Genomic DNA, 12,070 nt, shown 5'->3' on the forward strand with positions numbered 1-12,070 from the left:
CCACCGACAGCACCACTACTCACCGAGGAGCATCCGCAATGAAGCGACCCATCCTGACCATCTCCGCGATCGCCGCAGCAGCCGGCCTCGCCCTCACCGGCTGCTCAGGTGCCGGCTCCGCCCAGCAGGACGAGGACGGCCCCGTCACGCTCAGCGTCTCGGTCTGGAACTACGACCAGACGCCCGAGTTCAAGGCGCTCTTCGACGCCTTCGAGGCCGAGCACCCCGACATCACGATCGAGCCCGTCGACATCCTCGCCGACGACTACTCCGACAAGGTCACGACGATGCTCGCGGGCGGCGACAAGACCGACGTCCTCACCATGAAGAACGTGACCGATTACGCGCGCTACGCGAACCGTGGCCAGCTCGTCGACGTGGGCGACGTCGTCGACGACATCGGCGCGGACAAGCTCGCCGGGATCGAGCCGTTCGCCCTCGACGACACCTACTACGCGGCGCCGTACCGCCAGGACTTCTGGCTGCTGTACTACAACAAGGCCATCTTCGACGCGGCCGGCATCGAGCACCCCGACAACCTCACCTGGGACGAGTACGCGGACATCGCGGCGAAGCTCACCTCGGGCGACGGGGACTCCAAGGTCTACGGCACGTACAACCACTACTGGCGCTCAGTCGTCCAGTCGATCGCCGCAGCCCAGACCGGTGGCGACCTGATCAGCGGCGACTACGGCTTCATGCAGGACCAGTACGACCTCACCCTCGACCTGCAGGACAAGGGCTACGCACTCGATTACGGCACGGCGAAGACCCAGCAGATCAGCTACCGCACCATGTTCGAGACCGGCAAGGCCGCGATGATGCCGATGGGCACCTGGTACATCGCGGGCATCGCGCAGTCGATCGAGAGCGGCGCGACCGACGTCGACTGGGGTGTCGCGCAGATGCCGCAGCTCAAGGCCGGTGAGGAGACGGTGACGTTCGGTTCGCCGACCGCGTTCGCCGTCAACAAGAACTCCACGCACCAGGCCGCCGCGAAGACCTTCCTCGAGTTCGCCGCGAGCGAGGCCGGTGCGAAGGCCATCGCGGCGATCGGTGTCGTCCCCGCGTACCAGTCCGACGACGTCACCGCGGCGTTCACGGCCCTCCCGACCGACGACCTCTCGGTCAAGGCGTTCCAGGAGCCGAAGGACGTCGTCCTCGAGATGCCCGTGAGCGAGTACTCCTCCGACGTCAGCTCGATCCTCGACGAGGAGCACGACCTCATCATGGTCGGCGAGTCGGACGTCGACGACGCCATCACGAAGATGCAGGACCGCGTCAAGAACGACGTCCTCGTCGACTAGTCGCGATCGCGGGGCCGGCACGCTCGGCCCCGCGATCCCCGCGTCCGCCCGGCGCGTCCCCACCGACCCCGCACCACCGTCCTCGAAAGGCTCGTCATGGCGATCGCAGCCCCACCGCAACGCACCCGCTCCAGCAGTCGCGTCCGCAGGAATGCGCTCGTCGGCTGGAGCTTCATCCTGCCGAACTTCATCGGCTTCGCCCTCCTGACCCTCATCCCGATGTGCGCGGCGTTCGTCATCGCGTTCATGAAGTGGGACTCGTACTCACCGCCCGAGTGGGTCGGGTTCGCGAACTTCGCGCGCATGATGCGTGACGAGTCCTTCTGGATCGCGCTCGGCAACACCGCCTACTACGCGGCCGGGCACATCCCGCTCACGATCCTCGCGTCGCTCGGCCTGGCACTGCTCCTCAACCGCAAGCTGCGCGGCCTCGGCTTCTTCCGCACCGCGATGTTCTTCCCGTACATCACCTCACTCGTCGCCGTCGCCGTCGTGTGGAACATGCTCTTCAACCCCACCGCCGGCCCGATCAACCAGTTCCTCGAGCTCATCGGTGTCGCCGACCCGCCCGGCTGGACGACGAGCTCCGCGTGGGCGATGCCCGCGGTGATCATCACGAGCGTGTGGCGCGACATGGGCTACTACATGGTGCTCTACCTCGCGGGGCTCCAGGCGATCCCGCAGGAGTACTACGAGGCCGCCGAGGTCGACGGTGCGAACGCCTGGCAGCGGTTCTGGAACATCACGATCCCGTCGCTGCGTCCGACGACTTTCTTCGTCCTCATCATGGTGACGATCGCGAGCTTCAAGGTGTTCGACCTCATCGTCGTCATGACGGGAGGCGGCCCAGGCCGGTCCACGCTCGTCCTCTCGCAGCTCATCTACCGCGAGGGCATCACCGAGAACCGCTTCGGATACTCCTCGGCGATCTCGCTCGTGCTGTTCGTCATCGTGCTCGTCTTCACCGTCGTCCAGTTCAAGCTGCAGCAGAGGAAGGAACGCTGATGTCGACCAGTGCCACCACGCGTGCCTCGTCCACGGTCCCGTCGCAGGCGGAGGTCGCGATCGCCGAGGTCACCGACGCCATCACCCCGCCCGTGCTGCCCGGTGCTGGAGGCAAGCGCACCCGGGTGCGCCGCCACGGTCCGATCTCGCCGCTGCGCCGCGTGCTCATCTACATCATGCTTGCGGCACTGACGGCGATCATCTTCGTCCCGTTCTTCTGGATGGTCTCGTCGTCGCTCAAGCAGAACAACGAGGTGTTCTCGATCCCCGTCCAGTGGATCCCCACCGAGTTCGTCTGGCAGAACTACGTCGACATCTGGACCCGCATCCCGATGCTGACCTACCTCAAGAACTCGCTGTTCCTATCGGTCACCATCACGATCCTGCAGGTGCTCACCGGGAGCTTCGCCGCCTACGGCTTCTCGAAGATGCACTTCAAGGGACGTGACGTGCTGTTCGTGGCCTACATCGCGACGATCGCGGTGCCGTGGCAGGCCTACATGATCCCGCAGTACATCATGATGCAGAACGCCGGCCTCGTGAACACGCACCTCTCGATCATCCTGCTGCAGGCGTTCGGCGCCTTCGGGGTCTTCCTCATGCGGCAGTACTACCTGACCATCCCCGACGAACTGAGCGAGGCCGCCCGCATCGACGGCCTCAACGAGTACGCGATCTGGTGGCGGATCATCCTGCCGCTGACGAAGCCGGCGCTCGCGAGCCTCGCGCTGCTGACCTTCGTCTCCACCTGGAACGACTACATGGGTCCGTTCATCTACCTGACGAGCAACGACCTCTGGACCGTGCAGCTCGGTCTGCGCTCCTTCGTCGGGCAGTACGACGCCGAATACGCGCTCATCATGGCCGGGTCCGTCGTCTCCGTCATCCCGATCGTGCTGATCTTCCTCCTCGGCCAGCGCTACTTCATCCAGGGCATCGCGACGAGCGGGATGAAGGGATGAGCGCGGTGACCGAGCGGCGCACGGACAACCGTGCCGGCGGCGTGCGCGGACTGCTGCAGCCGCGCCGGGAGACCTTCGAGTCGGTGTTCGGCGTCGTGTACCGATCCCTCATGGTCGGCGTCGGCGTCGGGATCGGCGCGCTCCCGCTGGCGGCCGCGATCGTCCTCGTCGCCGAGCCGCTCGCGAGCTGGCCGTTCCTGCTGCTGTGCTCGCTCCCGCTCGGCCCCGCCTTCGCCGCCGGCTGCTGGTCGTTCCAGCGGTCGCGCGACGCCGCCGATGCCGGGCCGCTGCGGGAGGTCGGGATCGGCCTCCTGCGGACGTGGCGACCGGCGCTCGCCGTGTGGTCGCTCGTGTGTGCGCTCACGTTCGTCGTCGTGATCGACATCGTCGCCGTGTGGGGGACGCCGTTCGCGATGCTGCTCGGGCCGTTGCTCGTCGTCGTGCTGCTGCTCGCGGTCCTCGCAGCCTTCGGCGTGTTCGCCGGCTTGGCGCCCGCTCCGGGCCTGCGGTTCCGGGCCCAGCTGCTCGGCGGGCTCGTCCGGACCGTCCGTCGGCCGGGCACCTCGCTGCTCTCGCTTGTCCTCCTGGCCGCCTGGGCGGTCATCGTCCTGGCACAACCGGTGCTCGGGCTCCTCGCCCTCGGCGGCTTCGTCCTCTACGCGGTCTGGAGCAACGCCGCGGCGGCGCTCGCCGACTGACGACGCGGATTGTCCGACGCTCGGCTCGGTTGAGTGGTTGGATCGACGCATGGGCGAGCACAGAGGTCACGGGCACAGCGGTCAGCGGACACTCACCACCAGCGGATGGCACGACTTCTGGGCGAAGGGCGGTGTCGGGCGGGCGTTCCTGCTGGCGATCGTCTACCTCGCCCTGTACCTCGGTGCCGGATGGGTCGTCGGGCAGCTCTTCGGCTCGCAGATCGGCGAGGACGTCTTCGCGACCCCGCAGAGCGTGTTCTTCGGGCTCATGCTGCCGCTCGTCGTCGGCTCCCTCCTCCTGGCCGGCTTCGTCCTCTCGGTCGGATGGTTCCGGGAGCTGTTCGGAAGGCAGCCCATCCGCGGCCGGTGGTGGATGTGGGTCGCACCGATCGTGATCCTCGCCGCGGTCGTCCTGCGCCTGCTCGGCATCGACTACGGGAGCTACGAGGGTTCCGTGGTCGCTGTCGCGATGCTGTCCGGGGTGTTCATCGGGTTCGCCGAGGAGATCCTGACCCGCGGCCTGGTCGTGAAGATGCTGCGCGACGCCGGCAGCTCGGAGTGGATCGTCATGGTGGTCTCCTCGCTGGTCTTCGCCCTGCTGCACGCCTCCAACCTCCTGTCGGGCCAACCGGTCACGACCGTGCTCGTGACCGTCGTCTACACCTTCGGATTCGGCGTGTGCATGTACCTGACGCTCCGGGTGACCGGCAACCTCATCTGGCCGATCCTGATCCACGGACTCTACGACCCGACGCTCTTCCTCTCGACCGGTGGGATCGACCACGCGGGAGCCGCCGCCGGTCAGAGCGTGTTCCTGGCGATCGCCGGTCCGGCCAACCTGCTCATCATGCTCGTGGCCGTGATCGGCTTGATCTTCGTCCGTGGGCACGTGCAGGCCCACCCGGCCGACGACGTGCTGCGGCCGTAGGCCGAACGGGCCTCATCGACCGGCCGAGTACGCTCGGACGGATGACCACCGCGCGGCAGTACCCGGCGACGATCGCCGCGCCGGTCGAGCACGAACTCGTGATCAAGAAGTCGCGCTTCCTCGGCCTCGCGCACCCGGTCGCGTCGCCGGAGGACGCCGAAGCGGTCATCGCGCGGGTGAAGAAGCAGGCGTGGGACGCACGACACCACTGCGTCGCGATGGTCACCGGGCTGCTCGGCGACCAGGCCCGCTCGTCCGACGACGGTGAACCGTCCGGCACGGCGGGGATGCCGATCCTCGAGGTCATCCGGCGGCGGGAACTGACCGACGTGGTCGTCGTCGTCACGCGGTACTTCGGCGGCGTCAAGCTCGGGGCGGGCGGGCTCGTCCGTGCCTACTCCTCGGCGGCCTCCGAGACCCTCGACCTCGCCTCGCACGTGCGCCGTGAGACGCTGACCCGCGCGACCCTCGTCGTCCCGCACGCCGAGGCCGGGCGGTACGACAACCTGCTGCGCGATTGGGCCGGTAGCCACGGCGCGACGCTCGGCGATCAGACCTACGGGGCGCAGGCGGAGCTGGAACTGTGGGTGCCGCCGGCGGAGCTGGAGCGGCTCCAGGCCGACGTCGCGTCGGCCTCCAACGGTTCGCTCGCCGTAGCCGTCCGGGAGGAACGCGTCGTCGACGTCCCGGCGCCTCGCTGAGCTGCCCGGATCTGCACGGAGTCGGCCGGATGCCGAGCAGATCCGGGCGACTCAGGGGAAGACGCGGTCCCGATAGGGTCGGACCATGCACACCGACGTGACCCGCATCGACGGGCTTCCCGACCTCGCCTGGACCTCGACCCCCGGAATCGCATCGTTCGACGCCGATGCCGGAGCGCTCACCCTCACCTCCGCCGCCGGCGTCGACTGGAGCAACAGCTCGCTCGGTGGGCCGCGTGAGTTGCGTGCCACGGCGCTCGCCTTCGACGCACCCGACCACTTCACGCTCTCGGCACGGGTCGCGGTCGTGGGCGAGCGCAGTACTTTCGACGCCGGTGCCCTCGCACTCTGGATCGACGACGAGCACTGGGCCAAGCTCTGCTTCGAGCAGTCGCCCCAGGGGCAGGCGATGGTGGTGAGCGTCGTGACGAACACCTGGTCTGACGACGTGAACTCGACGCACGTCACGGCCGACCACGTGTGGATGCGCGTGAGTCGTCTCGGCGAGGCGTGGGCGTTCCACAGCTCGACCGACGGTGTCACGTGGGACTTCGTCCGGGTCTTCCGTCTGCACAGCGACGCTCCGGTGCGCGTCGGGTTCCTCTCGCAGGCGCCGCTCGGTCCACCCTGTGAGGCGCGGTTCGACGAGATCGCGTTCGGTGCAACACCCCCGACGGACCTCCGCGACGGGAGCTAGTCGTCCTCGACCGATGCGTCCGCGGATCCGGAGTTGACGTATCGGAATCTATCTTCCTATAGTGGCTCCATGGCACGCAGACGACCCGGCACGCTCTTCCCGCTCGAGCTCGACATCCTCGACGTCGGCACCGTCTTGCAGTCGACCGAGGGGAGCTTCTACGGGTTCGCCCTCGCCAAGCAGCTCGCCGAAGCCGGGGACGCCGCCCTCACCGCCCACGGCACGCTCTACAAGGCCCTGTCGCGGATGGCCGACGCCGGCCTGATCGAGGCGACCTGGGAGGACCCGGAGGTCGCGGAGGCGGAGGGTCGCCCCCGTCGGCGGCTGTACCGGATCACCGGTGAAGGCGCGACGGCCCGGGATCGGGAGCACGCGAGGATCGCCGGAGAGCAGGCCGCCGCGGCGAGGCCGGCGGGTGCGGCATGGACGCAGGGGGCGATCGCGTGACCGCCATCCGGACGCCGGAGTACCGCGCGGCAGCCCACCGGGTCCTGAACTGGTGCGGGTGGTACACGCGCGACCTCTCGCCCGATGTCGCCGGGGAGCGCCGCGACGAGATCGCGTCCGACCTGCACGAGCACGCCGTCTGGGCCGAGGAAGCGGGCGTCACGCCGCAACGGCTCCGGCGCGACATCATGCTGCGGGCCATCCGCGGGATCCCGCATGACCTCTCGTGGCGCTCCGGGCAGTTGCGCGCGGGCCACGGCGTCGATCCGATGCCGCTCGGCATGCGGCGGGCCGGCGACGTCCTCGCAGCCCTCGTGGTCACGGGCGGCGTCCTGGTCACCGGAGCGGCACTGTTCCTCCTCGTTCGGATCGTCCGTGCGCTCGTCATCGGCGACGTCGTCGAGGTGCCGGCGGGCGCGCTCGGTGTGGCGGTCGCCGCGGTCCTGGGCGTCGTGGGGCTCGTGCTGTCGCTGCGGCGACGCAGTCGATGGCTCGGCGCGGGGCTCCTGGCGCCCGCAGCGGTCCTCATCGGCGTGCTCGCGGGCGACATCATGTACCGCGTCAGCGCGACCGGCGTGCTCATCGTGTCCCGCCTGAGCTCGCACGGCGCCGGTGTCGAACCGTGGTGGGTGATGAGTGTGGCGATCGGCGTGGGTGCTGCGCTCGGGTTCATCGGAGCCGCGGTGTGGTGGTGGCCGGGGGGTCGCCGAACGGCGGAACGGGACGCAGCGGCGTCGATGCAGGGGGAGACGGTATGAGCGGGAACGAGATCCACGACGGGCCAGAGGCGGCGCAGGAGGTGGCACCCGTCCGCCGGAGTCCCGGAACGCTCCGTCGACGGATCGGGCTCGGCATCGCGATGAGCGGGGTGCTCGCGGTGGCGGCCGGCGGGGTGTTCATCGGGGTGTCGAACGCCCAGGCGGCCGCTGATGACGCGCGGTCCCTCGAAGCGGTCGCCGAGGCCGCAGCGTCGCTCGACGAACTCTCGCCCGTCGAACCCGTGGTGCCCGCGGATCCCACTGCCACGCCGGACGCTGGCGAACCCGTCTCGCCGGCGTCCGGCGTCGACTACTCGCAGACGCCGGAGGGTTGGTACGACGCGACCACCGACCCGGCTTCGATCGTGCCCAGCACCGACTCGTACCTCAGTGACGGGATCTGGGAGGCACAGCAGCAGATCATCGCGAAGTGCATGGCTGATCAGGGGTTCTGGTACGCGTGGACGAACGATCGATCCAAGATCCTCGATCCGCTCTTCGGCATGGTCATGAGCGAGACGACCGACGCCGCCTTCCTGGCCCGGTGGGGGACGAACCCCGACGATCAACCGTACGACTGGAAGCTCGCCGGCTGCCACGGCTACGCCGTCCACGTCACCGGGATGGACGACGCCCACTGACGCCGTCGATCGACGATGCCGCCGTCGGGAGCCGGTGCTAGCGTCGCCCGCATGAGAATCCTGTTGATCGGTGCGAGTGGACATGTCGGACGAGCGGCGCAGGACGCCCTCGCGGAGCGTCACGAGGTGATCGCGGTGTCGCGCTCGACGACGCCTGCCGTCGACACCACCGACGAGGCGTCGATCGAGGCGCTGTTCGCCGAGGTGGGCGAGGTCGACGCGGTCATCGTCGCCGTCGGATCGGTCCCGTTCAAGCCCGTCGAGGAGTTGACGCGCGACGACTACCGTGCGGCCTTCCTCGGCAAGGTGCTCAGCCAGCTCGACGTCGTGCGCATCGGGACCCCGTTCGTCCGCGACGGCGGCTCCTTCACGCTCACGACGGGCATCCTCGCCCGCGAGCCGATCGCGACGGGTGCTGCGGCCTCGATGGCCAACGGGGCGGTCGAGTCCTTCGTGATCGGTGCCGCCCCGGAACTCCCGCGCGGCATCCGCATCAACGCCGTCAGCCCCACGGTGCTGGCCGAGGCCACCGGCTACCACGACGCGTTCCCGGGCTTCCCTCCGGTCGCGTCCGACGTGGTCGGCCTGGCGTTCGTCCGTGCCGTCGAGGGGGTCGGCACCGGGCGCGTGCTCGCCCTCGACTGAGCCGTCCCGGCACTCCTGAGGGGAGGCATGTCGTCGTCCGGCCGTTCGCCAAGCGACGATCCGCCTCCGCTCAGTCGCGCTCTCGACGCGGCCGACACCCGGCGCTAGGGTCGGCACATGACCCGCTTCCTGCTCAGCATCGCCGTCAGTCTGCTGTCCTCGGCGATCGGGCTGCTCGTCGCCGACTGGGTCGTGCCCGGCGTCCGTCTGTCGCTCGGCGGCTTCATCATCGCCGTCGTCGTCTTCACGATCGCGCAGGGCGTCCTCGGGCCGTTCATCCTCCGCCTCGCGCGGCGCTACGCTTCGGCGATCCTCGGCGGCATCGGACTCGTGACGACGCTCGTGTCGCTCTTCGTCGCGTCGATCCTCCCCGGCGGCCTCCACATCCGCGGTGTCCTGGCCTGGGTGCTCGCACCGCTGGTGGTGTGGCTGGTCACGGCGCTCGGGAGCTGGATCCTCGGGTGGGCGCTCATCACGCGACGGTTCGGCGACCGGGATCGCGACCGGGGCCGTACGAGCTCGAAGCGGTAGGCGGCGGCGCAGCCCGGACGGGATCAGCGGTTGGCTGCCAAGGCGGCTGCCAGCTCGACGCGGCTCGCGACGCCGAGCTTCCGCAGGACGTTCGCGATGTGGAACTTGACGGTGTTCTCGCTGATGGTGAGTGTCTCGGCGATCGCCCGGTTCCGTGCTCCACCGGCGGCCAGCTCGGCCACGCTCCATTCGCGCTCGGTGAGCGCGGCGGCCGAGTCTGCGCGGGTCTGCGTCGCGGGCGGCGGGTCGAGCGGCAGTGTCACGTGCAGCTCCGAGCCCCACCCGGGCGTCGCCTGGACATCGAGACTGCCGCGGAGTGCCGCGACGCGAGCGCCGAGCTGCTGCACGCTCGGGGTGTCGACGGTCAACTCGCCGGGGCCGTCGTCGCGGATGCCGATGAGCAGGTTGCTGCCGTCGCAGTCCCACTGCACCCGGACCCGCCCGACCGAGGACTGCTCGACGAGCGCGAGGACCGTGCCGCGGACGATCGCCCGTCCCGCATGCGCCACCTCACCGGGGAGGGCCCGACCGTCGACGGGCGGCTCGATGAACTGGACCTCGGGGCCGCCGAAGCGGGCCAGTGGGCGGAGGTCCTCGCGGAGTCTGGCGAAGGCGCGCGCGACCGGTTCCTCGGCCAGCTGGCGGTCGCGGTCGGACACCGCCCGCAGCTCGACCATCGCGGCCGAGGCGATCTCGGTCACCGCCGCTCGGGCGTCCTCGGGCGACGTCTGCCGCGACCTGGTGACCGCGAGGATCGACTCCAGCGTCGTCGCATGGGCGTCGGTGAGTTCCGCGATCGCGCCGGCCCGCTCGCTCGACGCGGCCCGCGAGTCGCGGAGGTAGTCGGGGGCCGCCGTCGCGACCTGCTGTCGGATACCGGCAGCGACGACCTCCCAGAGGGCGCCGACGAGCCGGTCGTCGATCGGTCCCTGCGGGTCGGTCAGGACGAGGAGGGCGCCGGTCTCGGCCAGCCAGGCTGCGATCGGACGCTCCGCGCCTGCGATCACCGCCGACGTCGGCCGGTCGGCGTGTGGTCCGGCATCAGCGAGCGCCGTGGTTACCGGGCCGCGCGGGGTGCGCTGTCGGACCGCGTCGAGCTCGGCGATCGTGACGCCCTCGACGATCGCCGGGTCGCCGGCCTTCTTCCGGGGGCGACCGGTGCAGTCCTCGGTGAAGATCACGAGCGCGGAATGGGCGACGACCGGCTCGAGGACATCCCGGAACGCACCGGCGATGCGCAGCAGCGAGCTCGACGCGACGGAGGCCAGGCCGTCGAGCAGCTCGACCGGGTAGGTGACAGTGCGTTCGGTCATGTCCGCACCCTATCCCATCGGTCCACACCCACCCGTTCGGGTAGGTGGAACCGTTCGGGTGAGCGGCGGCATACCTACCCGATCACGCCCAGGATGGAGGGATGTCGAACCCCACGGCCTCCGTCCCTCCATCCACGTCGACGACGCCTGCGACCTCGACGGTCCAGGGAGCGCTCACCGCGATCGACGCTGAGCTGCATCGCACCGTGTCGAGCCTGCTGGAGGCCGATCCGGCCCCGTTCGCCGGCGCACTCGACCGACTGCGAACGGCGGACCGCGTGTTCGTGTCCGGTGCCGGTCGTTCCGGTCTCGCGCTCCGCATGACCGCCATGCGACTCATGCACCTCGGACTCACCGTGCACGTCGTCGGCGAGACGACGACGCCCGCCATCACCTCGGGTGACGTCCTGCTCGTCGCCAGCGGCTCCGGTACGACGACGGGTGTGGTCCGCGCTGCGGACACGGCCGTCTCCGTCGGAGCACAGGTGATCGCCATCACGACCGACCCCGCATCCCCGCTCGCCGAGTTGGCCGCCGAGACGATCGTCGTCCCCGCCGCGCAGAAGACCGACCACGGCGGCACGCGTTCCGTGCAGTACTCGGGGAGCCTCTTCGAGCAGGCGGTCATGCTGCTCGGCGACGCGTTCTTCCATGCGCTCTGGCAGTCCGACGGCGTCAGCGCCGAGGAGCTGTGGCCGCGCCACGCGAACCTCGAGTAATCACCCTGATCCCTTCCAACGCGCCCGGCAGACGTCGGACGCATCCCATCACGACAGAAAGCAGCACCGCATGAAGCTCCAGGTAGCCATGGACGTCCTCACCACCGAGGCAGCCCTCGAACTCGCCGGGAAGGTCGCGCCCTACGTCGACATCCTCGAGCTCGGCACGCCCCTCATCAAGAGCGAGGGCCTGCGTGCCGTCACCGCGGTCAAGGACGCCCACCCCGACAAGATCGTGTTCGCCGACCTCAAGACCATGGACGCCGGTGAGCTCGAAGCCGACATCGCCTTCTCCGCCGGTGCGGACATCGTCACCGTCCTCGGGACAGCCGGTGACAGCACGATCGTCGGCGCTGTGAAGGCCGCGAAGGCGCACGGCAAGTCCGTCGTCGTCGACCTCATCGGGGTCGCCGACAAGGTGCAGCGCGCGAAGGAGGTCACCGCTCTCGGTGCCGCGTTCGTCGAGATGCACGCCGGTCTCGACGAGCAGGCGGAGGAGGGCTTCACCTTCCAGACGCTCCTGTCCGACGGTGAAGCTGCCGCCGTGCCGTTCTCGGTCGCCGGTGGCGTGAACGTGTCGACGATCGCGTCGGTGCAGCAGGCGGGCGCGCAGGTCGCCGTCGCCGGCGGTGCGATCTACTCGGCCGATGACCCGGCCGCCTCCGCAGCCGCGCTCCGCGCGGCAATCGTCGCGTAACCCCTCCGCCAACCCCGCACC

Annotated in this window: 15 protein-coding genes; 14 read left to right on the forward strand and 1 reads right to left on the reverse strand. The window is 69.6% G+C overall.

The genetic code is table 11. The features are described from left to right. The first annotated feature begins 38 nt into the window (after positions 1-38). The 12 genes from IFU30_RS04210 (at position 39) to IFU30_RS04265 (ending at position 9,320) form a co-directional block, all read left to right on the forward strand. Positions 39-1,307 carry an ABC transporter substrate-binding protein gene (locus IFU30_RS04210; RefSeq protein WP_159877435.1) on the forward strand — a complete coding sequence of 423 codons (1,269 nt, stop codon included), beginning with the start codon at positions 39-41 and terminating at the stop codon, positions 1,305-1,307. Between the two features lie 96 nt (positions 1,308-1,403). Continuing rightward, complete coding sequence (locus IFU30_RS04215) at positions 1,404-2,312, forward strand: carbohydrate ABC transporter permease (protein ID WP_124768540.1); 909 nt, start codon at positions 1,404-1,406, stop codon at positions 2,310-2,312. Next, entirely contained in the window at positions 2,312-3,274 is a 963-nt protein-coding gene (locus IFU30_RS04220) for a carbohydrate ABC transporter permease (RefSeq protein WP_192004422.1), read from the forward strand. The genes IFU30_RS04215 and IFU30_RS04220 overlap by 1 nt, the downstream gene beginning before the upstream one ends. Then, entirely contained in the window at positions 3,271-3,972 is a 702-nt protein-coding gene (locus IFU30_RS04225) for a hypothetical protein (protein ID WP_192004423.1), read from the forward strand. Before IFU30_RS04220 ends, IFU30_RS04225 begins: the two co-directional genes overlap by 4 nt. 49 nt (positions 3,973-4,021) lie before the next feature. Next, positions 4,022-4,900, forward strand: a complete 879-nt coding sequence (locus tag IFU30_RS04230) for a CPBP family intramembrane glutamic endopeptidase (protein ID WP_124768542.1) — start codon at positions 4,022-4,024, stop codon at positions 4,898-4,900. 41 nt (positions 4,901-4,941) lie between these two features. Further along, positions 4,942-5,601 carry an IMPACT family protein gene (locus IFU30_RS04235; RefSeq protein ID WP_192004424.1) on the forward strand — a complete coding sequence of 220 codons (660 nt, stop codon included), beginning with the start codon at positions 4,942-4,944 and terminating at the stop codon, positions 5,599-5,601. Between the two features lie 85 nt (positions 5,602-5,686). Next, positions 5,687-6,298 (forward strand): DUF1349 domain-containing protein, encoded by a 612-nt coding sequence (locus IFU30_RS04240; protein WP_192004425.1) that lies wholly within the window; start codon positions 5,687-5,689, stop codon positions 6,296-6,298. Between the two features lie 69 nt (positions 6,299-6,367). Beyond that, positions 6,368-6,745 (forward strand): PadR family transcriptional regulator, encoded by a 378-nt coding sequence (locus IFU30_RS04245; RefSeq protein ID WP_159877445.1) that lies wholly within the window; start codon positions 6,368-6,370, stop codon positions 6,743-6,745. Then, complete coding sequence (locus IFU30_RS04250; RefSeq protein ID WP_192004426.1) at positions 6,742-7,503, forward strand: hypothetical protein; 762 nt, start codon at positions 6,742-6,744, stop codon at positions 7,501-7,503. Before IFU30_RS04245 ends, IFU30_RS04250 begins: the two co-directional genes overlap by 4 nt. Continuing rightward, entirely contained in the window at positions 7,500-8,144 is a 645-nt protein-coding gene (locus tag IFU30_RS04255; RefSeq protein ID WP_192004427.1) for a hypothetical protein, read from the forward strand. Before IFU30_RS04250 ends, IFU30_RS04255 begins: the two co-directional genes overlap by 4 nt. A gap of 51 nt (positions 8,145-8,195) precedes the next feature. After that, on the forward strand, positions 8,196-8,789 hold the full coding sequence (locus IFU30_RS04260; RefSeq protein WP_137242432.1) for a short chain dehydrogenase: 594 nt from the start codon (positions 8,196-8,198) through the stop codon (positions 8,787-8,789). Between the two features lie 117 nt (positions 8,790-8,906). Then, positions 8,907-9,320 (forward strand): phage holin family protein, encoded by a 414-nt coding sequence (locus IFU30_RS04265; RefSeq protein WP_137242431.1) that lies wholly within the window; start codon positions 8,907-8,909, stop codon positions 9,318-9,320. 23 nt (positions 9,321-9,343) lie between these two features. Here IFU30_RS04265 and IFU30_RS04270 read toward each other — a convergent pair whose 3' ends face one another. Then, on the reverse strand, positions 9,344-10,633 hold the full coding sequence (locus tag IFU30_RS04270; RefSeq protein ID WP_192004428.1) for a helix-turn-helix transcriptional regulator: 1,290 nt from the start codon (positions 10,631-10,633) through the stop codon (positions 9,344-9,346). 101 nt (positions 10,634-10,734) lie between these two features. Between IFU30_RS04270 and hxlB the strand changes: the two genes are divergently transcribed. Together hxlB and hxlA are read left to right on the forward strand one after the other, a co-directional pair. Next, on the forward strand, positions 10,735-11,352 hold the full coding sequence (gene hxlB / locus IFU30_RS04275) for a 6-phospho-3-hexuloisomerase (protein ID WP_192004429.1): 618 nt from the start codon (positions 10,735-10,737) through the stop codon (positions 11,350-11,352). A 70-nt stretch (positions 11,353-11,422) separates the two neighbouring features. After that, entirely contained in the window at positions 11,423-12,049 is a 627-nt protein-coding gene (hxlA, locus tag IFU30_RS04280; protein ID WP_064297125.1) for a 3-hexulose-6-phosphate synthase, read from the forward strand. Positions 12,050-12,070 lie beyond the last annotated feature (21 nt).

Origin of the sequence: Plantibacter sp. CFBP 8798, assembly GCF_014841195.1 — a bacterium.
Lineage (GTDB): Bacteria > Actinomycetota > Actinomycetes > Actinomycetales > Microbacteriaceae > Plantibacter > Plantibacter auratus.